Source organism: Streptomyces sp. NPDC016459, from assembly GCF_040632845.1.
GTDB lineage: Bacteria > Actinomycetota > Actinomycetes > Streptomycetales > Streptomycetaceae > Streptomyces.
Genome location: NZ_JBEYCR010000002.1, coordinates 598,417 through 623,983, shown reverse-complemented (window position 1 = coordinate 623,983; position 25,567 = coordinate 598,417). Strand labels below are relative to the sequence as shown.

Sequence of the window (25,567 nt, the reverse complement as noted above, 5' to 3'; positions counted from 1 at the left end):
CCTTGCCTGTGGACAACTTTCGGCGGCCGCCACGGCGGCGGGGCATTCTCACCCCGGGACAACGAAAAGGCCGTTGTCGATCTTGGGGTGAGGGATGGGGACGAGGGATGAGGGTGAGGGAAATGCATCCGATGGTGAAACCGGCGCTGCGACGCGCCTGGCGCGGTCTGCGCCGCGTCCAGTTCGGCGTCACCCCCGCGCACGCGGTGGTGCTCGACCCCGTCGACCCGGACACGGAAGCCCTGCTCGGACTGCTCGACGGCACCCGCGGGACCGAGCTGCTGCGTGCCGAGGCGCGGGCGCGCGGCCTGCCGGACGGACGTCTGGAGGCGCTCGTCCACCGACTGGGGTCGGCCGGGCTGCTCACCGAGGCCACGGCCGGACGGCCCGGGAGGGCCGGGCCGCAAGCCGGCTCCGTCGACCCGGCCCTCGATCCGCTCCGCGCCGACCTGGCCTCCCTCTCCGTGGTCCACCCCGAGCCGGAGCGGGCGGTACGGACCCTGGCGGCGCGACGGGCTCTGCGCGTCCAGGTCCGTGGTGCCGGGCGGGTGGGGGCGACGGTGGCGGCGCTCCTCTCGGCGGCGGGCGTGGGTCAGGTCGAGGTGGTGGACTCGGGCCGCGTCGAGCCCTGGGAGACGGCCCCCGGCGGACTGCCGGCCGAGTCCGTCGGCGAGCGCCGGGTGAGCGCGGCCCGTCGCCTGGTCGGCCGCTGGCGCACCGGACGCGGCGGACCGGCGTCGTCGACCGGCCCGGCGGCGGGACGGAACCGGTCGCGTGAGCGGGCCGGCGGAGGCGGGCTCTCACTCGTCGTCGTGACGCCTCGGGACGGTCTCGGCGCGTACGTCCCCGATCCGCTCCCGGCCGAGCGATGGGTCGCCACCGGCACGCCCCACCTCTACGCCGGGGTCCTGGAGGCGACGGGGACGGTCGGACCACTCGTGCTGCCGGGCGGCACCGCCTGCGCGCGGTGCCTCCAGGAGGCGCGGACCGACCGCGAGCCGGACTGGCCCCGGCTGCTAGCCCAGTGGCGCTCCGGTGCACCGCATCCGCTGCCCGCCTGCGACCTGGGCCTCGCGACGGCGGTGGCGGGCCTGGCCGCCGCCCACGCGCTGGCCTTTCTGGACGGGGACCTCCCGGCGAGCACGGGCACCCGCTGGGAGGCGTCACTGCCATTCCTCGAGTGGCGGGCGGAGCGGATGGGACCGCACCCGAACTGCCCCTGCGGGGCGTTCCGCGGACGAGAGGGGGAGCGCGCCTCGGCAGCCGGAAGGGCGCAGGACACAATGGCGGGGTAACCGCCCTGCGCGGCACGACAGTCTGGGACTTGGAGGGGCACATGTCTGATCTTCCCCGGAAGGCGGTCACCCGGACCGCCAAGTTGGCTGCGCTGCCACTGGGCTTCGCGGGCCGGGCCACCTGGGGCCTGGGCAAACGGATCGGCGGCAGATCGGCGGAGATCGTCGCCCGCGAGCTGCAGCAGCGCACGGCCGAGCAGTTGTTCAAGGTGCTCGGCGAGCTCAAGGGCGGGGCGATGAAGCTCGGACAGGCGCTGTCCGTCTTCGAGTCCGCGCTCCCGGAGGAGGTGGCCGGGCCCTACCGGGCGGCGCTGACGAAACTTCAGGACGCCGCGCCACCGATGCCGACGCGCACGGTGCACACCGTCCTCGTCGAGCGGCTGGGCCCCGAGTGGCGGGAGCTGTTCCTGGAGTTCGAGGACAAGCCCTCGGCGGCGGCCTCGATCGGCCAGGTGCACCGGGCCGTGTGGCACGACGGGCGAGAGGTCGCGGTGAAGGTGCAGTACCCGGGCGCCGGCGAGGCACTGCTCTCCGACCTGGCGCAGTTGAGCCGCTTCGCCCGGCTGCTCGGCCCGCTCGTCCCCGGCATGGACATCAAGCCACTGATCACCGAGATGCGGGACCGGGTCTCCGAGGAGTTGGACTACGCCCTGGAGGCGGAGTCCCAGCGGAAGCACGCCGAAGTGTTCGCGGACGATCCCGACGTGGTGGTGCCGGCGGTGGTGCACCAGGCGGAGCAGATCCTGGTGACCGAGTGGATCGACGGGGTCCCGCTCTCCGAGGTGATAGCGGACGGCACCGAGGAGCAGCGGGACAGGGCGGGCCAGTTGCTTGCCCGCTTCCTCTTCTCGGGCCCCGCGCGCACGGGTCTGCTGCACGCCGATCCGCACCCGGGGAACTTCCGGCTGCTGCCGGGCGGCGAGGACGAGGGCCCGGAGGGCTGGCGCCTCGGGGTGCTCGACTTCGGCACCGTGGACCGGCTGCCGGGCGGGCTGCCGGAGACGATCGGGACCTGTCTGCGGATGACGCTCGAAGGTGAGGCCGAGACGGTCTACGAGCTGCTGCGCGCGGAGGGCTTCGTCAAGGAGTCCGTGGTGCTCGACCCGGAAGCGGTCCTGGAGTACCTGCTGCCGATCATCGAGCCGGCCGAGGCGGAGTCCTTCGTCTTCACCCGAGGCTGGCTGCGCGCCCAGGCGGCCCGGATCGCCGATATCCGCTCCCCTGCCCACCAGTTGGGCAAGCAGCTCAATCTGCCGCCCTCGTACCTGCTGATACACCGGGTGACGCTGAGCACCATCGGGGTGCTGTGCCAGCTCAACGCGACGGTGCGCCTGCGGGCCGAACTGGAGGAGTGGCTGCCGGGCTTCGTGGCCCCCGCACCCTGAGCGCGGTGCGGGTCCCGGCCGGGGAGCGGCGCTCGGGGGCGTCACCACCGGCTCGGGGCGTCACCACCAGGAGGAGTCGAGACGGCTCTCGATGGCGCGGATGTTGGCGCGGGCGCAGTCCTCGCAGAAGTACGTGCGCCGACCGTTCTCCACCGAACAGGTCCAGGTCAGCGGCAGGGTTTCGGCGGTCTTGCCGCAGCGCGCGCAGGCGACGGGTCCCTCGGGGGTGCGGGCGTCGTTCATCTTCACGACGATAACCCGCCAGGACACCGCGGCCCCGACAACGCACCGCGGGGGCCGGTCCGTCAGGACCGGCCCCCGCGACGGCACCCGGAGGGGCGCGATGTCAGCTAGTGCATGACGGCCATGGCCAGCGCGCGACGGGCGCGCAGCGAGACGCGCTCGGCACGGCGCTGCATACGGCGGGCGGCGACCAGGCGCACGGCATGGCGTTCCGCGTCGGCCTCACGCTGTCGCTCGTGCATATGGGCACGGGCGAGGGCTTCTGGGATGAGTTGCATTTCACGGGTCCTGTTCTGACGCGCGGTGGGCGCGGCGGCGGGGGAGAAGGCTGGGGTCGCGGAGCCGGCGGGCTCGCTGGTGGAAGAGGTCATCGGGGCCTGCTTCTGGGGATCGTGCGTGAGGGGACGGTCGATGGTTCCGGTGGCGCTCATGCCGCGACCGGGTTCTTGCGCGGGCGGCCGCGAGGCCGCTTGCGGGCGACGACCACGCCCTGGACGAAGAGCTCGCCACCCCAGACGCCCCAGGGCTCGCGGCGCTCCTTGGCGCCGGCCAGGCAGGCCGCCATGAGCGGACAGGTCCGGCAGAGGGACTTCGCGTACTCGACGTCGGCCGGGGACTCCGCGAAGAAGACCTCGGGGTCGTAGGCGCGACACGGGACGGGGACGCCAAGGTTCTCGATGGCGTCGTCGAGCGCGGTGAGCGCGGTGAGGGGGGTCAAAGCGGGGTCCTCCGTGAGGCCGGGCAGGGGGATCGAATCGGAAGGCGGTACGGACGGGGCGTGCGCTTCGAGTTGCACGGTGGTCTTTCCTCGTCTGGTCGTTCCGGCCTGTTGACCGGGGTTTCGGCTGGTACCGGGTGTGTCTGTCCCGAGGCGCCTTCGGGCCGTCGCCCCCGTTCGGGGACAAACAGAAGGGCCGCGGATCCCGGGTGGGGTTCCGCGGCCCTGAAGGCGCCGGTCTGATCATGGATCAGACTGGATCACTCCAGGGTTCGAGCCCACGGAAGGCCCACATCATGTGGTGGTGCTGCGTCGTCTGCTGGTTGCCGGCACCGGTCGCCGCAAAGCCATAGGCCGTGGCCTTGCCTGCTGCTACTGCTCCCAGTGCCTTGGTCGGTCGCTCGTCGCGACGCTCGATGACGGCCGCGCCGAGACCGGAAAGACCGGTGACGGGCAGGCCGGCGACGGGCAGACCGGTGCCGATGAACGCCGAGGCGGAGAAGCCGAGCGGGCAGACGGAGACGACCGAGCGATCGGTCATTTTGGCGGTGCTGAAGGAGCTGGCGGTGCTGACGAAGCGGGCGGTGGTGCTGGCCTGAATCGTGTTGCTGATCACTGGATTCGCCTCCTCTCGGCGTCTCGGAGGGTTGGGGCGCGAGCCCGGTCCCTCATGTTTATTTGGACAAGTACAGCACGAAGACAGGGCTTCGAAGAAGCCGCTGTTTCCGTGGTTAAGAACCTATGGGGCTTGACGGGGCGGGCGCAAACTATTTTTCCGACGAGTTTTCCTCAGCTCTCGTCGTCTCCCGCTCCTCCCTCCCCACCTGCGCAGATGGCCAGGACGTCGTCCCCGAAACGGACCAGCTTGCGGGCGCCGACGCCGGAGATCGAGGAGAGCTCCCCGCCGGTGGCGGGGACGCGCTCGGCGATGGCCATCAGCGTCTTGTCGGTGAACACGCAATACGCGGGCTGGCCGAGCTCCCTGGCCTGTTCCGAGCGCCAGTCGCGCAGCCGCTCGTAGAGCCCCTCGTCCATGTCGGAGGGACAGTCCTCGCAGCGCATCAGCTTCATCGCGCCCGCCTCGGTGAGGGTCGTGCCGCAGACCCGGCACCGGACGGGCCCGCGCGGCCTGCGCCGGCCGGTCGCGCCGCCGCCCCGCTCGAACGAGCCGGAAGCGCCGACACCGACGGGGCCGAGGGCACCGGAGCCGGGCCGCAGCCCTTTCAGGAAACGGCTGGGGCGCCGGGAGGCCCGGCCGCCCGGTGAGCGGGAGAGCGCCCAGGACAGCGTGAGGTGGACCCGGGCGCGGGTGACGCCGACGTACAGCAGGCGCCGCTCCTCCTCGACCTGCTCGTCGGTCTTGGCGTAGGTGATGGGCATCATGCCCTCGGTGAGGCCGACCAGGAAGACGGCGTCCCATTCGAGGCCCTTGGCGGCGTGCAGCGAGGCGAGGGTGACGCCCTGGACGGTGGGGGCGTGCTGGGCGGCGGCCCGCTCGTCGAGTTCGCCGACCAGGTCGGAGAGGGTGGCGCCGGGCTTGGCGCGGGCGAAGTCCTCGGCGAGCCTGACGAGGGCGGCGAGGGACTCCCAGCGGTCGCGGACGGCGCCGGAGCCCGCGGGAGGCTCGCCGGTCCAGCCGCGTCCGGAGAGGACCGCCCGGGTCTGCGCGGGCAGGTCCTCGGCGCCGTCGAGCAGCGAGTCGTTGGCGCCGAAGCGGGCCGCGCCGCGCAGGGCCGCCAGGGCCTCCCGTACCTCCTGGCGCTCGAAGAAGCGCTCGGCGCCACGGAGCTGGTACGGCACTCCGGCGTCGGCGAGGGCCTGCTCGTACACCTCGGACTGGGCGTTGATCCGGTAGAGGACGGCGATCTCGCCGGCCGGGACCCCGGCGGCGATGAGGTCGCGGATGCGCCGGGCGGTGCCCTCGGCCTCGGTCGGCTCGTCGGGGTACTCCGTGTAGACGGGCTCGGGCCCCGGGTCGCGCTGGGAGATCAGCTCGAGGCGGTTGTCGGCGGCCCGGCCGCGTGCCTGGCTGAGCAGTCCGTTGGCGAGGTGGACGACCTGCGGGGTGGAGCGGTAGTCGCGGACGAGTTTGACGACCGTGGCGCCCGGGTGCCGAGTGCGGAAGTTCAGCAGGTGGTCGGGGGTGGCGCCGGTGAAGGAGTAGATGGTCTGGCTGGCGTCCCCGACGACGCAGAGGTTGTCGCGGTCGCCGAGCCACAGGTCGAGCAGCCGCTGCTGGAGCGGGGACACGTCCTGGTACTCGTCCACCACGAAGTGCTGGTACTGGCGGCGGATCTGGTCGGCGATGTCGTGCCGGTCCTGGAGGATGCCGACGGTGAGGAGCAGCACGTCCTCGAAGTCGATCACCGAGCGGTCGCGCTTCAGCTGCTCGTACATCGCATAGATCTGGCCGATCTCGGCCGGGTCCCGGGGGGCGTCCCTCCCCGCCTTGGCGACGACGGCCGGGTAGTCGGCGGGGACGGTCTGGGTGACCTTGGCCCATTCGATCTCGCTGGTGACGTCCCTCAGCTCGTTGCGGTCGAGCCGGACCCTGCAGCGGGCCGCGGCCTCGGCGACCAGCTGGACCTTCCGCTCCAGGAGCCGGGGCAGATCACCACCGACGGCTTTCGGCCAGAAGAACTGGAGCTGGCGGAGGGCCGCGGAGTGGAACGTACGGGCCTGGACGCCGCCCGCGCCGAGCTGGCGGAGCCGGCCGCGCATCTCACCCGCGGCACGGTTGGTGAACGTGACGGCCAGCACACTGGCGGGCTGGAGTATGCCCGCCCGCACCCCGTACGCGATCCGGTGGGTGATGGCCCGCGTCTTGCCCGTGCCGGCTCCCGCCAGCACGCACACCGGGCCGCTCAGGGCCAGGGCGACCTCGCGCTGCTCGGGGTCGAGCCCGTCGAGCACCGCGTCGGCCGTCTCCGGGACCTGCGGGAAAAGAGTGGAGTGCGTTGCTGCTGTCACCCCCCAATGCTGCCAGGTCGCGCGGGGTCGGTGCCGAGGCTTGTCCACAGGGACGGGGCTGCGGTCGTACGAATGCCGGGAATGGAGGGGCCGAGGCGTACGTTCTCCTATTCGGCACCCGTCAGCGAACAAGAGGAGCGCCTCGCCATGCAGGGCACTGTGACGATGTACAGCACCACGTGGTGCGGCTACTGCCGTCGGCTGAAGAGCCAGATGGACCGTGAGGGCATCGCGTACACCGAGATCAACATCGAGCAGGACCCCGAATCGGCGGCGTTCGTCGAGAAGGCCAACGGCGGCAACCAGACGGTGCCGACGGTTCTGGTGGTTCCCGCCAGCGGTGGCGAGAACCGCGTCATGACGAACCCGAGCCTCGCACAGGTGAAGCAGGCTCTCGCGCTCTGATGCTCCTCCAGCGCTGCGCCCCCTCTGGTCAAGGTCACCGGAGGGGGTGGCGCAATATAGGGGGACGGAACGCAGCCCTGATGCCCCCGCGTGGCTGGGCGGTAGCACTCCGACCTCGATGGGAGATCGGAGGTGCGGCCGCCACCCGCTCCTGCCTGCCGCATCCCGGTTTCCCGTTCCGGAAACTCGACGTCCTTGCGCCCCACCCTGCTTGATCGCGAGCATCAGGCAGGACATGACTGGGAAAGCCAGGGAGGGAACCTGCGAAGGTCACCACCGACCGTCCTCTTCCCGGACGGCTCGCCCCTGACGAACCCGAGCCTCGCGCAGGTCAAGCAGAAGGTCGGCGTCTGAGGGCCTTACCCGTATGACGAGACCCCCGACCGGACGGTCGGGGGTCTCGTCATACGGGGAGGCGGGTCAGACCACGCCGCCCGGCCTTGGGAGCGGCTTGCCGTACCAGCGCTCGATCAGGCGGGACGCGATCGAGATGCCGTACGGGGGCAGGACTTCGCCGGACTCGAAGGCGGCGGCCAGGTCGTCGCGGGAGAACCAGCGGGCCTCGTGGATCTCCTCGCCGTCCACGGTGATCTCCGAGGAGGTCGCGCGGGCGAAGAAGCCCAGCATGAGGCTGGACGGGAACGGCCAGGGCTGGCTGGCGACGTACTCGACCTCGCCGACCGTGACCCCGGCCTCCTCGAAGACCTCGCGGGCGACCGACTGCTCGATGGACTCGCCGGGCTCGACGAAACCCGCGAGGGTCGAGAAGCGGCCCTCCGGCCAGTGGACCTGGCGGCCCAGGAGCGCCCGGTCCTCCTCGTCCGTGACCAGCATGATCACCGCGGGGTCGGTGCGCGGGTAGTGCTCGGCGCCGCAGGCCTGGCAGCGGCGGATGTGTCCGGCCGCCGCGATGACCGTGCGGTCGCCGCAGCGCGAGCAGAAGCGGTGGAGCCGCTGCCAGTTCTCCAGGGCGACGGCGTGCACCATGAGGCCCGCGTCCCGGTCGGAGAGCAGCAGCCCGGCCTCGCGCAGGCCCGCCGGGCGGGCGGACTGGTCCATGCGGCCCGGCAGGGAGTCCTTCTGGAGCGCGAAGTACGAGACGCCCTCGGCGTCCGTGCCCAGGAAGTAGCGGTGGGTCTCGGTGACCGGGGCCTCGAACGCCGGCGTCATCACGAGTTCGGTGGTGCCGTCGGGCAGGTCGTCGATCAGCACCTGGCCGCCCGAGACCACGAAGACCCGCGTGGTGGGGTGGCTCCAGGCCGCCGCCAGCCACGCCTCGTCGAGACGGTGGTGCGCGGCGCGGTCGATGCCGCTCGGAGCGGTGAGCGAGATCGGGCGGTCCGCCGGCACGTTCTTCACGGCCGGCGCGTTCTTCAGGGTGCTCACAGGTGCTTCCAACTCCCCCGGATCGGTGTGTGGGTTCAGCGCGCGGCGGCGTGGAGGGCGGCGGGCAGGTCGCCCCACAGATGAGCGGTCGTCTCGACGCCCTTCATGAGGAGATCGAGTTCGATCTTCTCGTCGGGGGCGTGCCAGCCGTCGGACGGGACGGAGATGCCGAGGAACAGGACGGGTGCGTCCAGGACGTCCTGGAGGTCGGCGGCCGGTCCCGAGCCGCCCTCCCGGGTGTAGCGGACCTTGGCGCCGTCGAAGGCCCGGCTCATGGCCCCGGCGACCGCCTGGAGAGCGGGGTGGTCGAGCGGGGTGAGGCAGGGGCGGGTCGGGGCGCCGAAGAGGATCTCGTACCGGATGCCGGCGGGGACGAGGGCGGCCAGCCAGTCCCGTACCGCGAGCTCGATCTTGTCCGGGTCCTGCCCGGCCACCAGCCGGAACGACAGCTTGAGGTGGGCGGAGGCGGGGACGATCGTCTTGCCGCCGGGGCCCTGGTAGCCGCCGCCGATGCCGTTGACCTCGGCGGTGGGGCGGGCCCAGACCCGCTCCAGGGTGGAGAAGCCCGCCTCGCCCGCGGTGCCGTGCGACTTCGCCGTACGCAGCCAGGCGGCCTCGTCGAAGGGCAGCTCGGCGACGAGGGCGCGCTCGGCGTCGGTGAGTTCGGTCACCCCGTCGTAGAAGCCGGGGATCGCCACCCGTTCCCGCTCGTCGTGGAGGGCGGCGACGATCCGGCCGGCGACGGTCGCCGGGTTCGGGACGGCGCCGCCGAAGGACCCGGAGTGGATGTCCTGGTCGGGGCCGTACAGCTGGATCTCGCAGTCGGCGACCCCGCGCATGCCCGTGCACACGGTGGGCGTGTTCTCGGACCACATGCCGGTGTCGGAGACGATCACCGCGTCGGCGGCGAGCCGCTGGGCGTGGGTCTCGACGAGCGTGCGGAAGTGCGGGGAGCCGGACTCCTCCTCGCCCTCGACGATCAGCTTGAGGTGCACGGCGGGCGTCGTGCGGCCGGTGGCGGCGAGGTGGGCCCGGACGCCGAGGGTGTGGAAGAACACCTGGCCCTTGTCGTCGGCGGCCCCGCGCGCGTACATCCGGCCGTCGACGACGGTCGGCTCGAAGGGGTCCGTGCGCCAGCCGTCCTCGCGGGCGGCGGGCTGCACGTCGTGGTGGCCGTAGACCAGGACCGTCGGGGCGTCGGGGTCGTCGGAGGGCCACTCGGCGAAGACGGCGGGGGCGCCGGCAGTCTCCCAGACCTCGACGGTGGTGAAACCCGTCGCGGTGAGCTTGGCGGCGAGCCACTCGGCACTGCGCCGTACGTCCCCCGCCCGCTCCGGCTGCGCCGACACGGAGGGGATGCGCAGCCACTCGGCGAGGTCGCCGAGGAAGGCGGCACGGTGCTGCTCGATGTACGTGCGTACGGCGTGGACGGCGCTGTCCGGGGTCTCGCTCATGTCCCCGAGCCTATCCGGCGCCCGGGAGTGCCTCTCCCAGGAGGAGGGTCTCGAGCTCGGCCCGGCCGGGCAGGTGGGCGGGGCGGGCGACCTCCCCCGTGCGGACGTAGACGAAGGCCGCGGCGATGTCCTCGGGCGGGAGGCCGTGCTGCTCGGCCCAGGCGAGCCGGTAGATCGCGAGCTGGAGGGGATCGGCGGTCCGCGCCCGGCTGGTCTTCCAGTCCACGATCTCGTACGCGCCGGAGTCCGGGTCCCGGTAGACGGCGTCGATCCGGCCCCGGACGACCCGGCCCGCGAGCGAGAGGTGCACGGGGACCTCGACGCGGTACGGAGCGCGGTGGGCGTACGGGGTTCGGGCGAAGGCCTCCTTGAGTTCGTCGAGGTCCCGCTCGTCGAGGATCTCGGGCTCCCCGGCGAAGTCCTCGCCGCCGGGCAGCTCCTCCGGGCCGAGGAACGGCAGCGGCAGCTCCTCGAAACGGGACTCCACCCACGCGTGGAACCGGGTGCCGCGCCGTGCGGCCGGCTGCGGCGCCTTGGGCATGGGCCGGGCCAGCTCCTGGGCGAAGCCGTCGGGGTCGGCGGCGAGGCGGAGGACCTGGGAGGCGGAGAGGTACGCGGGGAGCAGGACGTCGCGGGTGGTGGCGCGGGTGCGGCGGAGTTCGGTGGTGAGGGCGGTGAGGTCGCGGTCCCAGGAGGCGAGGGTCTTCTCGTCTTCGGGGGTGAGGTCGGGGTACGGCTCCGAGGGCGGGGCCTCGGGCTCCCGGGGGGCGGGGACCGCGTCCGCGTGGGTGTCTTCGGGGAGGTCGTCCTCGTCCCAGACGGGTTCGTCCTCCTCGGGCCAGGGGTCCTCGGGGCGGGGGTCCTCGGGCCAGGGGTCCTCGGGGCGGGGGTCCTGCGGAGCGGGCTCCGTACTCCCGTGCCCCCCGGTCCCGCCCTGCGGGGCGATCGCCCACAACCGGTGACGTACGAGATCCGCCGCTTCGCGACGGCGCCTGAACGCGTCCTCGTCCAGCGGCAGTGGCCATGCCCGGTCCCTGTCCGATTCCTCCAGAGTCGGGTTCTGGGCGTCCTTCTCCGGTTCTTCCGCCCAGGCCTCGATGTCGCCGTGGCCGGCCGCGCAGTGGTCGTAGAGGGACTGGAGGAAGTCCGAGGGGCCCCGGGGCTTCTTCTGGGAGGGGCCCCACCAGTGGGCGGAGCCGAGCAGGAGGGAGCGGGGGCGGGTGAAGGTGACGTAGCCGAGGCGGAGTTCCTCGGTGTGCTGGTGGTCCCACATCTCGTTCTTGAAGGCCGTGAGGGCCTTGGCGTTCCAGGTGTCGATCCGTGGCAGTGTCGCCGCGTCGCCGCGCAGGTCGTGCGGGAGCACCTGGGGCTGGGAGGTCCATGACTCGCGGGCGCGGGCGCTGGGGAACTGACCCGCGACCAGGCCGGGGACGGCGACGACGTCCCACTCCAGGCCCTTGGACTTGTGGGCGGTGAGGACCTTGACGGTGTTCTCGCCGCCGGGGAGCGCGTTGTCGAGGCCCTTCTCGAACTGGACGGCCGTGCGCAGGAAGCCGAGGAACGCGAGCAGGCTGGCCTCGCCGTCGAGGGAGGCGAAGCCGGCGGCGATGTCGAGGAAGTGGCCGAGGGTCTCGCGGCGGCGGGCGGCGAGCGCGTGCGGGGAGGCGGACAGTTCGACTTCGAGGCCGGTCGCGGTGAGCACCCGGTGCAGGACGTCCATGAGGGGGTCGGCGAGGGAGGTGCGCAGGGCGCGCAGTTCGGCGGCGAGGCGCGCGAACCGGACCCGGGCGTCGGCGGAGAACGCGAGGCCGTCGTCGGCGGCGCCCCCGGAGTCGAGGAAGGTGTCGAGGGCGTCGGCGAGGGAGACGACCTCCGCCGGGTCGACGCCCTCGACGGCGGCGGCGAGCCGCTGCTCGGGGTCCGTCTCCCCGCCGCCCCGGTGGACGAGGAGGCGGGCCCTGCGTCCGAGAAGGGCGAGGTCGCGGGGGCCGATCCGCCAGCGCGGGCCGGTGAGGAGGCGGACGAGGGAGGCGTTGGCCCCGGGGTCCTGGAGGACCTCGCAGACGGCGACGAGGTCGGCGATCTCCGGCAGGTGGAGCAGGCCGGAGAGGCCGACGACCTCGACGGGCACGTCTCGGGCGACGAGGGCGGCGTGGATGGCGGGGAAGTCGGTGGCGGTACGGCACAGGACGGCGATCTCGCCGGGTTCGCGGCCGGTGCGGACGAGGTGGGCGAGGGAGTCGGCGAGCCAGTCGATCTCCTCGGCGTGGGTGGGGAGGAGGGCGATGCGGACGCTGCCGTCCTGCTCGGCGCCCGGTGCGGGGCGCAGCGCCTCCACGCCCGCGTGCATGGCGCGCAGGGGGGCGGCGAGCCCGTTGGCGAGGTCGAGGAGCCGGCCGCCGCTGCGCCGGTTCTCGGAGAGCGCGTAGCGGCTGGCGGGGGTGCCGTCCCGGTGCGGGAAGTGCTCGGGGAAGTCGTCCAGGTTGGCGACGGAGGCGCCGCGCCAGCCGTAGATGGCCTGGCAGGGGTCGCCGACGGCGGTCACCGCGTGTCCGGTGGCCCGCTCGCCTGTGCCCTGGCCGAAGAGGCCGGAGAGCAGGAGCCGCTGGGCGACGGACGTGTCCTGGTATTCGTCGAGGAGGACGACCCGGAACTCCTGGCGGAGGATCTCGCCGACCTCGGGCCGGGTGGTGGCCAGTTCGGCGGAGCGGGCGATCTGGTCGCCGAAGTCGAGCAGGTCGCGGGAGCGTTTGGCGGCGCGGTAGCGGACGACGAGGCCGAGGAGTTCACGGCGGGCGGTGGCGGCCTCGGGGATCTTGCGGAGTTCGGCGTTGCTGAGCTTGGCGTCGGCGAGGGCGGTGAGCAGCTCGGAGTCGTACGTCTGGAGCTGTTCGGGCCGTACGAGGTGTTCGGCGAGCTCGGCGTCGAGGGCGAGCAGGTCGGTGATGAGGGTCGGGAAGGACCGGGTGAGGGCGGGGTACGGGCCGGGGGCCTCGCGCAGCACGCGCGCGGCGAGCTGGTAGCGGGTGGCGTCGGCGAGGAGCCGCGACGTGGGTTCGAGGCCGATGCGGAGGCCGTGGTCGGTGAGGAGCTGCCCGGCGAACGCGTGGTAGGTCGAGATGCGGGGCTCGCCCGGCGGGTTGTCCGGGTCGATGACGTCGGGGTCGGTGACTCCGGCGCGGACGAGGGCGGTGCGGACGCGCTCGGCGAGTTCTCCGGCGGCCTTGTTGGTGAAGGTGAGACCGAGGACCTGCTCGGGGGCCACCTGGCCCGTGCCGACCAGCCAGACCACGCGGGCGGCCATCACCGTCGTCTTGCCGGAGCCGGCTCCGGCCACGACGACCTGCGGGGCGAGCGGCGCGGTGATGCAGGCCGTCTGCTCCGGGGTGAACGGGATGCCGAGGAGCTCCTTGAGCTGCTCGGGATCGGTGAGGGGTGCGGTCACCCCAAAGAGGCTAACGCGGACCACCGACAGTGCGGCCCGGCACGGCTTCCGCGGTGGCTCACCTCACGCGGCCCGGCGTGGTTCCCGCGCGAGCTCGGTCTCACGCGTCCGGCGCGGCTGCGGCTCGCCTCACGCGGGCCCGCCCCGGTTCAGCTTGGAGAGGTCCACCGTCTCGTCGGCGGGCGGGACGACCACGTCGACGGGCCTGTCGTAGTCGGAGAGCGTGATCGAGCCGGGTCGGTCGCCGCCCGTCCTGACCATCTTGAGGAGGTACGGCTTGCCCCGTTGGGAGACGGAGACGGTGGCGGTCTCCCCGCCGTCCTTCTCCCCGCCGTCCTTCTGCTTCACCAGGGTCGCGACGGGGGTGTCCTCGACCTGGGCGTCCGGGCCCCTGGTCAGTCCGCTGGGCTCCTTCTTGTCCTTGCCGAGGTCGGAGAGGAGGTCGTCGAGGTCGCAGACACTGCCGAGGTCGCTGCTGCCGGGCTGCCCCGGGGCGATCTTCAGCCAGCGGCCCTTGAGCAGTTCGATCGTGGTGTCGATCTGTGCCTCGGTCATGCCCTGGGAGGTCATCGAGGCGCGCCAGAAGGCCTCGTCGCCCTTCATGTACGTGATCCGGTCGGTCTTGCGGAGTTCGGCGGTGCCGCCCTTGATGGTCATCCGGCCGGTGCACTCGTCCTGGTCGTTGACGGCGAAGTCGATGTCGAGCGGCTGCCCGTCCGTGACGATCCGACCGGCCATGCGGAGCGAGGTCGCGGCTCGGGTCGCGGTGACGGACCGTTCGGCGATCTCGTCGGGGGTGAGTTCCGCGAACGGATCGGGGGACGGTGACGGGGCCACGGACACCGCGGCGTCGGCCGGGGGGCCGGCGGTCGCCGCCCAGGCCGCCGTCGGCGCGGGACCCGCGACGACGACGGCCGCGCAGACGACGGTCGCGGCGCGGAGCTTTCGGTGGGGGTGGGACGTCATGCGAGCCTCCTCGCGGATTCCCGAGGCTCCCACCAGGGTCGCTCCGCGCGCGCGTGACCGCTACTTCTGGCGCGGGTCCCGCGTCAGGAAGCGCCCTTCATGAGCTGCTCCATGTCGACGACCTGGTCGGCCGGCGGGGCCGTGGCGGTGACCGGCTTGTCGAAGTCGCTCAGGGTGACCGTGCCGGGCTCCTTGCCGCCGGTCTCCACGACGCGCAGGACGTACGGCTTGGCGGAGTCCTTGGCCACGTAGAAGGTGGTGGTCTCGCCCTTCGTCCCCTTCTTCGTCAGGGTGACGGCGGGCTTGCCGTCGACGTCGGCGTCGGCGCCGCGGGTCAGGCCCTTGCGCGGCGTCTCCTCGTCCATGTCCTTGACGATGGTCTTGAGGTCGCAGAAGGCGGCGGGGTCGTCCTCGCCGGTGCCGGCGGGCATCTTCAGCCAGCGGCCCTTGAGCAGCGCGGACATGGCGCCGGACTCGTCGGCCGAAGCGCCCTCCTCGCCGCCGCTGGAGCGCCAGAAGGCGTCGTCGCCCTTCATGTAGCTGACGCCGCCGGTGCCGATGACCTCGGCCTTGCCGCCCTTGGCGGCCTGCATCGAGCCCTTGCAGTTGCCCTTGTCGTTGACGGAGAAGTCCACCGTCATCTCTTCGCCCTCGGTCTTGCCGGTGCCGTTCATACGGAACGCGGTGGCCGTCTTCGTCGTCGCGACGGCCTTGTCCGCGATGGCGTCGGCCGTGAGTCCCGCGAAGGGGTCGGCGGCCTTGTCGTCGCCCTTGGAACAGCCCGTGGCACCGGCGATCACGGCCACGCAGACCGTCGCCGCCGCCCAGAGCTTCCTGTTGGCCCTCATGCGCGTACTCCCTCACAACGTCATTCACAGCTTGTCTTCACGTCGCCCTTATGGGGCGTCGCGGAGAGAGTGACCACGGAGAGGGGGCGAAGGATGTACGCGGGGGACGTGACGCTTCCCACAGCGGCGGGGCGGGGAGCCGTCAGTCGACGACCTGGCGGCCCTCCGGCCGGGCGCTGCACGAGGCCCGGAAGGAGCAGGTCGCGCAGTGCTGCCCGGTGGTGGGCGTGAAGCGTTCGTCGAGGACCCGGCCCGCCGCGTTGGCGAGCAGGTCACCGACCCATTCCCCGGCGAGCGGCTCCTGTGCCTGGACCCTGGGGAGGGCGTCCCCGCCCTCCTTCTGCGGGGCGCTCTGCCGCAGCTGTACGAGTTCGGCGCCGCCCGGCTCCGGTCGGCGGCCGTCGAAGACCTCGTCGAGGGCGCCCTCCCTGACGGCGAGCTGGTAGACGGCGAGCTGCGGGTGGTGGGCGACCTCGTCGCGGGTGGGCGCCGACTTGCCGGTCTTGAAGTCGACGACGTACGCGCGGCCGTGCTCGTCGGTCTCGACGCGGTCCATGGAGCCGCGGATGCGGACTTCGTACTCCCCCGCCTCCAGGGTCACGTCGAAGGCGTGCTCGGAGGCGGCGGGGGTGCGGCCGCCCCGGTCCATGACGTGCCAGCTGAGGAACCGTTCCAGGGCCACGCGCGCGTGCTGCTTCTCCTGGGCCGACTTCCAGGGGGCGTCGAAGGCGAGGGCGTCCCAGACGGAGTCCAGGCGGGCCATGAGGACGTCCAGGTCGGCGGGCGTGCGGCCGGAGGCGACCTCGTCGGCGAGGACGTGGACGACGTTGCCGAATCCCTGGGCGGCGGTGGCGGGGGCAGCGGCCTTGACCTCGCGGCCCAGGAACCACTGGAGGGAGCAGGTGGTGACCAGGTTCTCCAGGGAGCTCGGCGAGAGGGCCACGGGCCGGTCGCGCTCGCGCAGCGGGACCGTGCTCCGCGTCGGTTCGAACAGGCCCCACCAGCGGTCCGGGTGGGCGGCCGGGACCAGCGGCTGTCCGTCCTCGTCGGTGAGCGCGGCGAGCCGGGCCAGGCGGTGGGCGGCCGCGTCGCGGAGCGCGGGTGAGGCGTCCGGGTCGACGGTGGTGGCGCGCAGCTCGGCGACGAGGGCGGAGACGGCGAGGGGGCGGCGGGGGCGGCCGGGCACGTCCTTCGGCTCGGCGCCGAACTCGGTGAGGAAACGGGAGGGCTGGTCGCCGTCCTCGGCTGCGGCCTTCACCGCGGTGACGACGAGCCGGTCACGCGCGCGCGTGGCGGCCACGTAGAAGAGCCGGCGTTCCTCGGCGAGGAGGGCGCCGGGGGTGAGGGGCTCGGCGAGTCCGTCGCGGCCGATGCGGTCGGCTTCGAGGAGGGAGCCGCGCCGGCGCAGGTCGGGCCAGAGTCCCTCCTGCACGCCGGCGACGACGACGAGGCTCCATTCGAGGCCCTTGGAGCGGTGGGCGGTCATCAGACGGACGGCGTCGGGGCGGGTGTGACGGCGGGTGAGGGTGTCGGCGGCGATGTCCTGGGCGTCGAGTTCTTCGAGGAAGTTGAGGACACCGCGGCCGCCGACGCGTTCCTCGGCGCGGGCGGCGGTCTCGAAGAGGGCGCAGACGGCGTCGAGGTCGCGGTCGGCGTTGCGGCCGGCGGGGCCGCCGCGGAGTGCGGCGCGCTCCAGGCGGCCGGGCCAGGGGGTGCCGTTCCAGAGCACCCAGAGGGCCTCCTCCGCGGTGCCGCCGGCTTCGAGCAGCGCCCGGGTCTCGCGCAGCAGGTCGCCGAGGCGCTTCGCGCCCCGCGCGTACGCCGGATCGTGGGCGACGAGGCGCTCGGGCTGGGCGAGGGCGCGGGCGAGGAGGACGTCGGAGGGCGGCGGGACCCGGTTGCCCGCGGCGCGCTCCTCGTCACGGAGGGCCCGGCCGAGGCGGCGGAGGTCGGCGGGGTCCACCCCTGCGAGGGGTGAGGCGAGCAGTTCGAGCGCGGTCTCGACGGGGAGCCATCCGGCGGGCTCGGGCGCGGGGCCCGGCTCAGGCCCGGGCTCGGGGCCCGGCTCGGACTCGGGGCCCAGTGCGGGCTCGGGCTCGGGGCCCGGCTCGGGCGCGGGCGCGGCCTCCGGCTCCGGCTCGGGGCCCGGCTCGGGCGCGGGCCCGGGCTCCGCCCCCGACATCGGGGGGCCCGGCTCCGGCTCCGGCCCGGGCTCGGGCGCGCGCCCGGCCGCCGGCTCGGGCGCGGACTCGGCCGCCGACTCGGGCCCGGGGCCCAGCTCGGGCTCCAGCTCCAGCTCCAGTTCCAGCTCCGGTTCGGGCGCGGGCCCGGGGCCCAGCTCGGGCTCCAGCTCCAGCTCCGGTTCGGGCGCGGGGCTCGGCTCGGGCTCCGTCCCCGCCCCCGACACCGCTCTGAGCGCAAGCAGCAGCGGCGCCACCGCCGGTTCGTGGCGCAGCGGGGTGTCCGCCGCGTCCGTCTCCACCGGGACGCCGGCCGAGGTGAGGGCGCGGCGGAGGGAGGGGAGGGAGGCCGCGGCGCGGGTGAGGACGGCCATGTCCTGCCAGGGGACGCCGTCCTCCAGGTGGGCGCGGCGCAGCAGGTCGGCGATGTTCTCGGCCTCCGCCGACGCCGTCGGGTACGTGTACGCCTCCGCCCCGCCCCCTTCCCGTACGGCCGTGAGGTCGCGGTGGGCGCGGACCTTGTCGGCCGGGAGCCGGGGCATCGGCATGCGCTGGGCGAGCAGCCGGGTCGCGTCGAGGAGGCGGGCTCCGGAGCGGCGCCCGGTGCGCAGGACGCGGACGTCCGCGCCGCCGAAGGTGGCGGGGAAGTCGAGGATGCCGTTCACGTCGGCGCCCCGGAAGGCGTAGATGGACTGGTCCGGGTCGCCGAAGGCGACGACCGTGCGGCGTCCGCCGCCCGCGAGCGCGTGCAGGAGCCGGACCTGTGCCGGGTCGGTGTCCTGGTACTCGTCGACGTACACCGTGTCGTACGCGGGCAGGCTGACGTCCCCGGCGAGCAGTACGGCCCGGTGGACCAGTTCCGTGTAGTCGAGGACGCCCTGGAGGTCGAGGACGTCGAGGTACTCGGCGAGGAAGCCGGCCGCCGCCTTCCAGTCCGGGCGGCCGACGCGCTCGGCGAAACGGGCGAGCGCGTCCGGCCCGAGGCCCAGCTCGCGGGAGCGCGCGAGGACGGCCCGTACCTCGTCGGCGAAGCCCCGGGTGGTGAGGCAGGCGCGCAGTTCGTCGGGCCAGCGGATGCTGCCGAGGCCGCTCTTCTCCAGGTCGATGTGGCCGGCGAGGAGTTCCCGTACGGCGAGGTCCTGCTCGGGCCCGGAGAGCAGCCGCAGCGGCTCGGCGAAGAGTTCGGCGTCCTGGTGGGCGCGGATCAGGGCGTAGCAGTACGAGTGGAAGGTGGTGGCCTGCGGCGGGCGGCGGCCGCCGAGCCGGGCGGCCATGCGGTCGCGGAGTTCGACGGCGGCCTTGCGGCTGAAGGTGAGGACGAGGAGGCGTTCGGGGTCGGCGCCCTGCTCCATCCGGGCGGCGACGGCCTCGACGAGGGTCGTGGTCTTGCCGGTGCCGGGTCCGGCGAGGACGAGAAGCGGTCCGCCGGTGTGGTCAACCACTTCTCGCTGGGTTGCGTCCAGTTGAGGGGGATCCAGCGGGGCCGGCGTGGTTCGCACCAGTCGGTACGCGCCCGGGGTCCGCTGCCGTCCCGGACCCGGGTACGGCTGTCCCTGGTGCGACGGCGTACGCCGGGTGGTGGAGGAGGTACTCACGTGGGTCGCCGGTCCTGGTGGGAGTGGTGGTGCGGGTGAGGCGGCCGTCCGCCGCGGCCGGCCGCCGTGTGCGTCGGCCCGACGCCTCGGGAGACGCGAACGTCGACGTTACGCGAAACGGGCCGTCGCCGAGCCGTACTCCGCGCCCCGATCCGTACCGCGCGGCCCTCGCCGGACGCCGTGCGCGCCCCGCCCGGCCCGCGCTCCCCCGGTCGGCGGGCTCAGGTGTGAGTTCCGTCCCAGCGGGCCCGCCGCATGTCGATCCTCGGTACGTGTCCCTCGGCCGCCGGGCCCGCGCCGCGCAGCGGGGTGCCCTCCTCGCGGTAGTGGCCGAGGGCCCTCAGCTCGTGGCCGGGCAGCAGCGTGCCGTCGGCGCGGACGACTCGCCACCAGGGTGCGGTCCCGCCGTACAGGGCCATCACCCTGCCGACCTGACGCGGCCCGCCCTCGCCCAGCCATTCGGCGACGTCACCGTAGGTCATCACCCGGCCGGGCGGGATCCCGTCGGCGACGTCGAGCACCCGCTCCGCGTACTCGGGCAGTTCTCCGGTGTCCCCCACGGGTACCTCCATGCTCATCCGCCCCATCGTGCCTCACCCCACCGACATGGCCCCGATGCCTCCGCGCGGCGGCTCTTCGTGCCACCATCGTGCGGGCGGTGACTGGTGATACGAGATCAAGAACGACACGACGCGCATGCAGAGACGGACATGGTGATGGGGCAGGACACTCATCCTCCGGAGGAGGGCAGGGCCGACCTGCCCGAGCGGGTCTCCGGCGACGAGCCGCTGCTCGCCGCCCGCGTCCACCGGCCCTCCGACCTGATGCGGCTGCTCTCCGGTCTCCTCGCCATCGGGCTCGTCATCGCCGTCGCCGCGGTCGCCCACGCGACGACCTCGGGCCTCGAGAAGGACATCAACGCGGGCGCCGGTGGCGCCCCGGACGTCTTCGTCAAGATCGCCGGTCTCGTCTCCTCCATCGCCGTGCTGCTCGTCCCCGTCGCCTTCGCCATCGAGCGGCTGATCAAACGCGACGGACTGCGCATCGCGGACGGCGTCCTCGCGGCCGTCCTCGCCCACGGCGTCACCCTCGCGACCGACCTCTGGGTCGCCCAGGCCGCACCCGGCACGATCCAGGACGCGCTGACCCAGCCGCAGTCCGGCGGCGGGCTCACCGACCCGGTGCACAACTACCTGGCGCCGGTGATCGCCTACATGACCGCCGTCGGCATGGCCCGCAGGCCGCGCTGGCGGGTGTCGCTCTGGGTGGTGCTGCTGCTCGACGCGTTCACCATGCTGGTGGCCGGCTACACCACGGCGCTGTCCATCGTCCTGACCGTCCTGATCGGCTGGACGGTGGCGTACGGCACGCTGTACGCGGTCGGCTCCCCCAACGTCCGGCCCACCGGGCAGACCCTCCTCGCCGGTCTGCGCCGGGTCGGTTTCCGGCCGGTCACGGCGCTCCGCGCCGAGGGCGTACCCGACTCGGCGGACAGCGCGGACCGGGGCCGCCACTACCTCGTGAGCCTGGAGGACGGACCGCCGCTCGACGTCACCGTCGTCGACCGGGAGCAGCAGGCGCACGGCTTCTTCTACCGGGCGTGGCGGCGGCTCACCCTGCGGACGATCACCACCCGCCGCTCGATCGTGTCTCTGCGGCAGGCCCTGGAGCAGGAGGCGCTCCTCGCGTACGCGGCGATCGCCGCCGGGGCGAACGCGCCGAAGCTGATCGCCACCTCGGAACTCGGCCCGGACGCCGTGATGCTCGTGTACGAGCACATCGGCGGCCGCAGTCTGGACTCCCTCGACGACCACGAGATCACCGACGAGCTGGTCCGCAGCGCCTTCCGGCAGGTGCGGGCGCTCCAGTCGCGCCGGATCGCGCACCGCAGGCTCACGGGTGACGCGATCGTGGTGGATCGTTCCGGAAGCGTGATCCTCACCGATCTGCGCGGCGGCGAGATCGCCGCCGGGGATCTGGTGCTGCGGATGGACATCGCCCAGCTGCTCACCACCCTCGGTCTGCGGGTGGGAGCCGAGCGGGCCGTCGCCGCGGCCGTGCAGGTGCTCGGCCCCGACACCGTCGCCGACTGTCTGCCGCTGCTCCAGCCCATCGCGCTGAGCCGCTCCACGCGCGCGACGCTGCGGCGACAGGCCCGGGAGCGGTCGGCCCGGGAGCGGGAGGCCGTGCTCGCCGCGTCGGAGGCGGCCAAGCGCGAGCGGGAACTGGCCAAGGCCCAGGCCGCGGAGGCCACCGCCGGTCCGGCGACCGTGCGCGCCGAGACCAAGGCGGAGAAGAAGGCCGACAAGAAGGCCGACAAACGGGCCCTCGACACGGCGCTCGACGAGGCCCGTGAGGAGGACCTGCTGGCCCAGATCCGGCAGCAGGTGCTGCTGATCCGCCCGCAGGCCCCGGTGGAGCCGGTCCGGCTGGAGCGGATCAAGCCGCGGACCCTGATCAGCCTGATCGCCGGCGCGGTCGCCGCGTACTTCCTGCTCTCTCAGGTCGCCCGTACGCCGCTGTCGACGATCAGCCAGGCGGACTGGCGGTGGGTGGCGGCCGCGGTGCTGTTCTCCGCGCTCAGCTACGTGGCGGCGGCGATGAGCCTGCTGGGCTTCGTGCCGGAGCGGGTCGGGTTCTGGCGGACGGTGGTGGCGCAGGTCGCCGGATCGTTCGTGAAGATCCTCGCCCCCGCGGCGGTCGGCGGCGTCGCCCTGAACACCCGGTTCCTCCAGCGCGCCGGAGTACGGCCGGGGCTCGCGGTGGCGAGCGTCGGCGCCTCGCAGCTCTTCGGGCTCGGGGCGCACATCCTGCTCCTGCTCTCCTTCGGTTATCTGACGGGGACGGAGAAGTCGCAGTCCTTCACCCCGTCGAGGACGGTCATCGCCGGTCTTCTGACGGTCGCGGTGCTCGTCCTGGTGGTGACGGCCATCCCGTTCATGCGGAAGTTCGTGTCGACCCGGCTGCGGTCGCTCTTCGCGGGGGTGGTGCCGCGCATGCTGGACGTGCTCCAGCGGCCGATGAAGCTGCTGACCGGCATCGGCGGGATGCTGCTGCTCACCGGCTCGTTCGTGCTCTGCCTCGACGCCTCGATCCGGGCCTTCGGCCACGGCCACCAGTCGATCAGCTACGCGAGCGTGGCGGTCGTCTTCCTCGCGGGCAACGCCATCGGCTCGGCGGCGCCGACACCGGGCGGTGTCGTCGCGGTCGAGGGCGCGCTGACGCTCGGTCTGCTCGCGGTGGGCCTTCCCATCGAGGTCGCGACCCCGGCGGTCCTGCTGTACCGCCTGCTGACGCTGTGGATCCCGGTGCTGCCGGGCTGGCTCTGCTTCAACTGGCTGACGAGGCGCGAAGCGCTGTAGCCGGCCGTCACGCCGCCGCACCCGCCACCCGCTTGGCCCTCCGTCCCGCGCGGGGGCCGGGGCGGCGGCACACGATGGTTCCATGCCGATCTCCGCCGCGCAGCGCGCCGCTCTGCTGACCGCCACCACCGTGCTGCTCGCCGCCGGGTGCTCGGGCGGGGGAGACACCTCGGCGGACGGGACGAGGCCGAGCGGCTCCGCCGGGTTCGCGGCGCTGACGGGGCAGAACCTGGCCTGGGCGCCGTGCCCGGCGCCTTCCGCCGCCGAGGGCGGCGGGGAGGCACCCGCCCCGCTCCCCGGCGGCACCGCCTGGGAGTGCTCCTTCCTCCAGACGCCGCTCGACTGGTCGGTGCCGGAGGGCGAGACCATCGAGCTCGCCCTCATCCGGGCCCGTGCCCGCGACAAGGACCGGCGGATCGGTTCGCTCGTCTTCAACTTCGGCGGGCCCGGCGGCTCCGGCATCGCCGCCCTTCCCGGCTTCGCCGAGAAGTACGAGACCCTGCGCGGCCGCTACGACCTGGTCTCCTTCGACCCGCGCGGGGTGGGTCGCAGCGATCCCGTGGAGTGCGCGACCGACAAGGAGCTCGACGCCTACTACGCGCTGGACTTCACGCCCGACGACCAGGCCGAGGAGCGGACGCTCTCCGACGCGCAGAAGAAGTACGCGGCCGGCTGCGAGAAGGACGCCGGCCGGGCCCTGCCGCACGTCGGCACCGAGAACGCCGCCCGGGACATGGACCTGATGCGCCAGGTCCTCGGGGACGACAAGCTGCACTACTTCGGCATCTCGTACGGCACGGAACTCGGCGGTGTCTACGCCCACCTGTTCCCGGACAACGTCGGCCGGGCCCTCTTCGACGCCGTCGTCGACCCGGACGCCGGCGTCGAGGACGGCGCGCTCGGCCAGGCGAAGGGCTTCCAGCTGGCCCTGGACAACTTCGCCCGGGACTGTGTGGACCGGGGCGACGAGTGCGCCCTGCCCGGTACGAGCGTCGCCCAGATCGAGTCGTTCGTCACGGACCTCCTGGCCGCGCTCGACAAGGACCCGATCCCGGGCATCGGCGACCGCGAGCTCACCCAGACGCAGGCCACCAACGGCATCGCGCAGGCCCTGTACTCCAAGGAGTTCTGGACCTATCTGGAGCAGGGGCTCGAAGCGGCCGACGGCGGCGACGGGGCGCTGCTCCTGTCGCTCTCCGACTCGATGAACGGGCGCGGCCAGAACGGCTCCTACAGCAACATCCAGGCCGCCAACGCCGCCGTCAACTGCGTGGACTTCAAGGAGCGCTACACCCTCGGCCAGGCGAAGGAGCGGCTCGGCGAGTTCCGTGAGGCCTCCCCGGTCTTCGGCGACTACATGGGCTGGGCCCTCTCCAGCTGTTCGCAGTGGCCGGTGGCCGGGACCTGGGACCACCCGGACGTGTCCGCGCCCGGTTCGGCGCCGATCCTGGTCGTCGGCAACACCGGCGACCCGGCCACGCCGTACGCGGGCGCCCGGTCCATGGTGCAGGCGCTGGGCCAGGGCGTCGGCGTGGAGCTGACGTACGAGGGCGAGGGCCACGGCGCCTACAACAGCGGCAACGCGTGCGTGAAGAAGGCGGTCGACGCGTACCTCCTGGACGGCAAGGTCCCGTCCTCGGGGACGGTCTGCCAGTAGGCCCCCGGGCCCCGCCCCGTCGCGCCCCGGACACCCGCCCCGCCTAGGATGGCCGCCTTGCCGGGATCCTGGGGGAACACATGTCCATACGTGTACGCGTGACGGTGCTGGCGGCGGCCGGGGCACTGATCGCCGGCTGCACGAGCACGGAGGGCGGCGCACCCGGCCCCTCCTCGGCCCCGCCGAGTGCCGGAGACGCCAAGCCGTCGGCCCCGGCCACCTCCTCCGCATCCGCATCCGCGAAGGCCTTCCCCCCGCTTCCCGGCCCCCTCACCGGCCAGCGGCCCGCCTGGAAGCGCTGCCCGGCGCCCGAGGGCGGGCAGCGACCCGGCACGCGGTGGCGGTGCGCCACGGTGACGGTGCCGGTGGACTACGCGAAGCCCGACGGCGCCACCCTCCCTATCGCCCTGATCCGCAAGGAGGCCACCGACGAGCGGGACCGCGTCGGCTCCCTCCTCTTCAACTTCGGCGGCCCCGGCGCCTCCGGCGTCGCGATGCTGCCGCAGCTGGAGGAGGAGTACCGGTCGCTCGGCGAGCGCTACGACCTGGTCGGCTTCGACCCGCGGGGCGTGGGCCGCAGCGCCGGCGTCGTCTGCCGGACCGACGCCGAACAGGCCGCAGCCGAGGCCTCCGTCGACCTCACCCCGGACTCGGCGGCGGAGGAAGCCGCGTACCTCAAGGACAGTGCCGACTTCGGCGCCGGCTGCGCCCGCCGCTCCGCCCCCCTCCTCCCCCACACCACGACCAGCGCCACCGCCCGCGATCTGGACCTGATCCGGCAGGTCCTCGGGGACGACAGGCTCCACTACTTCGGCATCTCGTACGGGACCCAGCTCGGCGGCACGTACGCCCACCTCTTCCCGGGGAACGTGGGCAGGCTCGTCCTCGACGCGGTCGTCGACCCGACCGCCGACGCCGTCGGGCACGCCCGGCACCAGACGATCGGCTTCCAGCGTGCCCTGGACAGCTACCTGAAGAGCACCGGCCAGGACCCGAAGACCGGGACCGAGCGGATCTCGCGGCTGCTGCGGAACCTCGACCGGGCCCCGCTGACGGTCGGCGAGCGGCGGCTCACCGAGGGCCTGGCGCTCACGGGCATCGCGGTCACGCTGTACGGGCAGGCCAACTGGCCCCTGCTGACGGAGGCCCTGGCCGAGGCGGAGCAGGGGCGCGGCGGCGCTCTGCTCCGGCTCGCCGACTACTACAACGACCGGGACGAGAAGGGCCGTTACTCCACGCAGTCGCACTCCCAGCGGGCCATCTCCTGCGCCGACTCCAGCGAACGGCGGACCGCCGCGCAGGCGAAGGCGCTGCTCCCCGAATTCCGTCGGCTCTCCCCCGTGTTCGGCGCGTTCCTCGCCTGGGACACGGCCGGGTGGTGCGCGGACTGGCCGGTGAAGGGCGAGCGGGTCACCCCGGAGGCGAGTGCCCCGGGCGCCGCCCCCGTCCTCGTCGTCGGGACGACGGGCGACCCGGCCACCCCGTACGAGGGCGCGGAGAGGATGGCGAAGGAGCTCGGGGCCGGGGTCGGCGTCCTGGTCACCAACAAGGGCGAGGGTCACGGCGCCTACGGCACCTCGCCGTGCGTGACGCGGACGGTCGACGCCTACCTCCTGGACGGGAAGGTCCCGGCGTACGGCACGACCTGCTGAGCCCAC

General features: G+C 73.4%; 18 protein-coding genes and 1 pseudogene. 7 read left to right on the top strand and 12 right to left on the bottom strand.

What is annotated here, in order from left to right; translation table 11 throughout:
- Positions 1 to 122: 122 nt before the first annotated feature.
- Positions 123 to 1,295 carry a ThiF family adenylyltransferase gene (locus ABZ567_RS08515; RefSeq protein ID WP_360785983.1) on the top strand — a complete coding sequence of 391 codons (1,173 nt, stop codon included), beginning with the start codon at positions 123 to 125 and terminating at the stop codon, positions 1,293 to 1,295.
- Between the two features lie 41 nt (positions 1,296 to 1,336).
- A complete protein-coding gene (locus ABZ567_RS08510; RefSeq protein WP_360785981.1) occupies positions 1,337 to 2,680 on the top strand; it encodes an AarF/ABC1/UbiB kinase family protein in 1,344 nt (447 codons plus the stop codon).
- 60 nt (positions 2,681 to 2,740) lie between these two features.
- Here the strand turns inward: ABZ567_RS08510 and ABZ567_RS08505 are convergent, their stop codons facing one another.
- The 5 genes from ABZ567_RS08505 to ABZ567_RS08485 form a co-directional block, all read right to left on the bottom strand.
- A complete protein-coding gene (locus ABZ567_RS08505; RefSeq protein WP_360785980.1) occupies positions 2,741 to 2,923 on the bottom strand; it encodes a hypothetical protein in 183 nt (60 codons plus the stop codon).
- Between the two features lie 107 nt (positions 2,924 to 3,030).
- On the bottom strand, positions 3,031 to 3,354 hold the full coding sequence (locus ABZ567_RS08500) for a hypothetical protein (protein ID WP_360785978.1): 324 nt from the start codon (positions 3,352 to 3,354) through the stop codon (positions 3,031 to 3,033).
- Complete coding sequence (locus tag ABZ567_RS08495; RefSeq protein WP_073808972.1) at positions 3,351 to 3,719, bottom strand: WhiB family transcriptional regulator; 369 nt, start codon at positions 3,717 to 3,719, stop codon at positions 3,351 to 3,353. Before ABZ567_RS08495 ends, ABZ567_RS08500 begins: the two co-directional genes overlap by 4 nt.
- A gap of 172 nt (positions 3,720 to 3,891) precedes the next feature.
- Positions 3,892 to 4,257 carry a hypothetical protein gene (locus ABZ567_RS08490; RefSeq protein WP_360785976.1) on the bottom strand — a complete coding sequence of 122 codons (366 nt, stop codon included), beginning with the start codon at positions 4,255 to 4,257 and terminating at the stop codon, positions 3,892 to 3,894.
- Between the two features lie 173 nt (positions 4,258 to 4,430).
- On the bottom strand, positions 4,431 to 6,611 hold the full coding sequence (locus ABZ567_RS08485) for an ATP-dependent DNA helicase UvrD2 (protein ID WP_360785974.1): 2,181 nt from the start codon (positions 6,609 to 6,611) through the stop codon (positions 4,431 to 4,433).
- Positions 6,612 to 6,758: 147 nt separating this feature from the next.
- On the opposite strand from ABZ567_RS08485, the gene ABZ567_RS08480 reads away from it, so the two are divergent.
- Together ABZ567_RS08480 and ABZ567_RS08475 are read left to right on the top strand one after the other, a co-directional pair.
- The gene (locus ABZ567_RS08480; protein WP_360785972.1) at positions 6,759 to 7,016 is read left to right on the top strand and encodes a mycoredoxin; all 258 of its coding nucleotides are present in this window, start codon (positions 6,759 to 6,761) and stop codon (positions 7,014 to 7,016) included.
- 243 nt (positions 7,017 to 7,259) lie between these two features.
- Positions 7,260 to 7,370: pseudogene (locus tag ABZ567_RS08475) on the top strand (NrdH-redoxin); the annotation flags it as partial.
- 66 nt (positions 7,371 to 7,436) lie between these two features.
- Here ABZ567_RS08475 and nudC read toward each other — a convergent pair.
- The 7 genes from nudC to ABZ567_RS08440 form a co-directional block, all read right to left on the bottom strand.
- Positions 7,437 to 8,402: an NAD(+) diphosphatase gene (gene nudC, locus ABZ567_RS08470; RefSeq protein ID WP_360785970.1), complete on the bottom strand. Its 966-nt coding sequence runs from the start codon at positions 8,400 to 8,402 to the stop codon at positions 7,437 to 7,439.
- Between the two features lie 35 nt (positions 8,403 to 8,437).
- The gene (locus ABZ567_RS08465) at positions 8,438 to 9,856 is read right to left on the bottom strand and encodes a dipeptidase (RefSeq protein WP_360785968.1); all 1,419 of its coding nucleotides are present in this window, start codon (positions 9,854 to 9,856) and stop codon (positions 8,438 to 8,440) included.
- Between the two features lie 10 nt (positions 9,857 to 9,866).
- Positions 9,867 to 13,301: an ATP-dependent DNA helicase gene (locus ABZ567_RS08460; RefSeq protein WP_360785966.1), complete on the bottom strand. Its 3,435-nt coding sequence runs from the start codon at positions 13,299 to 13,301 to the stop codon at positions 9,867 to 9,869.
- Positions 13,302 to 13,430: 129 nt separating this feature from the next.
- Entirely contained in the window at positions 13,431 to 14,267 is an 837-nt protein-coding gene (locus ABZ567_RS08455; protein ID WP_360785964.1) for a hypothetical protein, read from the bottom strand.
- A gap of 83 nt (positions 14,268 to 14,350) precedes the next feature.
- Positions 14,351 to 15,115, bottom strand: a complete 765-nt coding sequence (locus ABZ567_RS08450; protein WP_360785963.1) for a hypothetical protein — start codon at positions 15,113 to 15,115, stop codon at positions 14,351 to 14,353.
- Positions 15,116 to 15,257: 142 nt separating this feature from the next.
- Positions 15,258 to 18,890 (bottom strand): ATP-dependent DNA helicase, encoded by a 3,633-nt coding sequence (locus ABZ567_RS08445; protein ID WP_360785961.1) that lies wholly within the window; start codon positions 18,888 to 18,890, stop codon positions 15,258 to 15,260.
- 221 nt (positions 18,891 to 19,111) lie between these two features.
- On the bottom strand, positions 19,112 to 19,477 hold the full coding sequence (locus ABZ567_RS08440) for an MGMT family protein (protein ID WP_360785959.1): 366 nt from the start codon (positions 19,475 to 19,477) through the stop codon (positions 19,112 to 19,114).
- Positions 19,478 to 19,606: 129 nt separating this feature from the next.
- Here ABZ567_RS08440 and ABZ567_RS08435 point away from each other — a divergent pair, with 129 nt between their 5' ends.
- From ABZ567_RS08435 to ABZ567_RS08425, 3 genes are all read left to right on the top strand, one after another.
- Positions 19,607 to 22,252, top strand: coding sequence for a lysylphosphatidylglycerol synthase transmembrane domain-containing protein (locus ABZ567_RS08435; protein ID WP_360785957.1), 2,646 nt, complete (start codon positions 19,607 to 19,609; stop codon positions 22,250 to 22,252).
- Positions 22,253 to 22,334: 82 nt separating this feature from the next.
- On the top strand, positions 22,335 to 23,909 hold the full coding sequence (locus ABZ567_RS08430; protein WP_360785955.1) for an alpha/beta hydrolase: 1,575 nt from the start codon (positions 22,335 to 22,337) through the stop codon (positions 23,907 to 23,909).
- An 80-nt stretch (positions 23,910 to 23,989) separates the two neighbouring features.
- Positions 23,990 to 25,561: an alpha/beta hydrolase gene (locus ABZ567_RS08425; RefSeq protein WP_360785953.1), complete on the top strand. Its 1,572-nt coding sequence runs from the start codon at positions 23,990 to 23,992 to the stop codon at positions 25,559 to 25,561.
- Positions 25,562 to 25,567 lie beyond the last annotated feature (6 nt).

Bases quoted from the DNA above. Each gene is read 5' to 3' on its own strand.
- ABZ567_RS08465 (WP_360785968.1), bottom strand. From the start codon at position 9,856: ATGAGCGAGACCCCGGACAGCGCCGTCCACGCCGTACGCACGTACATC.
- ABZ567_RS08505 (WP_360785980.1), bottom strand. From the start codon at position 2,923: ATGAACGACGCCCGCACCCCCGAGGGACCCGTCGCCTGCGCGCGCTGC.
- ABZ567_RS08430 (WP_360785955.1), top strand. From the start codon at position 22,335: ATGCCGATCTCCGCCGCGCAGCGCGCCGCTCTGCTGACCGCCACCACC.
- ABZ567_RS08480 (WP_360785972.1), top strand. From the start codon at position 6,759: ATGCAGGGCACTGTGACGATGTACAGCACCACGTGGTGCGGCTACTGC.
- ABZ567_RS08425 (WP_360785953.1), top strand. From the start codon at position 23,990: ATGTCCATACGTGTACGCGTGACGGTGCTGGCGGCGGCCGGGGCACTG.
- ABZ567_RS08435 (WP_360785957.1), top strand. From the start codon at position 19,607: ATGGGGCAGGACACTCATCCTCCGGAGGAGGGCAGGGCCGACCTGCCC.
- ABZ567_RS08510 (WP_360785981.1), top strand. From the start codon at position 1,337: ATGTCTGATCTTCCCCGGAAGGCGGTCACCCGGACCGCCAAGTTGGCT.
- ABZ567_RS08500 (WP_360785978.1), bottom strand. From the start codon at position 3,354: ATGAGCGCCACCGGAACCATCGACCGTCCCCTCACGCACGATCCCCAG.
- ABZ567_RS08440 (WP_360785959.1), bottom strand. From the start codon at position 19,477: ATGGGGCGGATGAGCATGGAGGTACCCGTGGGGGACACCGGAGAACTG.
- ABZ567_RS08455 (WP_360785964.1), bottom strand. From the start codon at position 14,267: ATGACGTCCCACCCCCACCGAAAGCTCCGCGCCGCGACCGTCGTCTGC.
- ABZ567_RS08515 (WP_360785983.1), top strand. From the start codon at position 123: ATGCATCCGATGGTGAAACCGGCGCTGCGACGCGCCTGGCGCGGTCTG.
- ABZ567_RS08450 (WP_360785963.1), bottom strand. From the start codon at position 15,115: ATGAGGGCCAACAGGAAGCTCTGGGCGGCGGCGACGGTCTGCGTGGCC.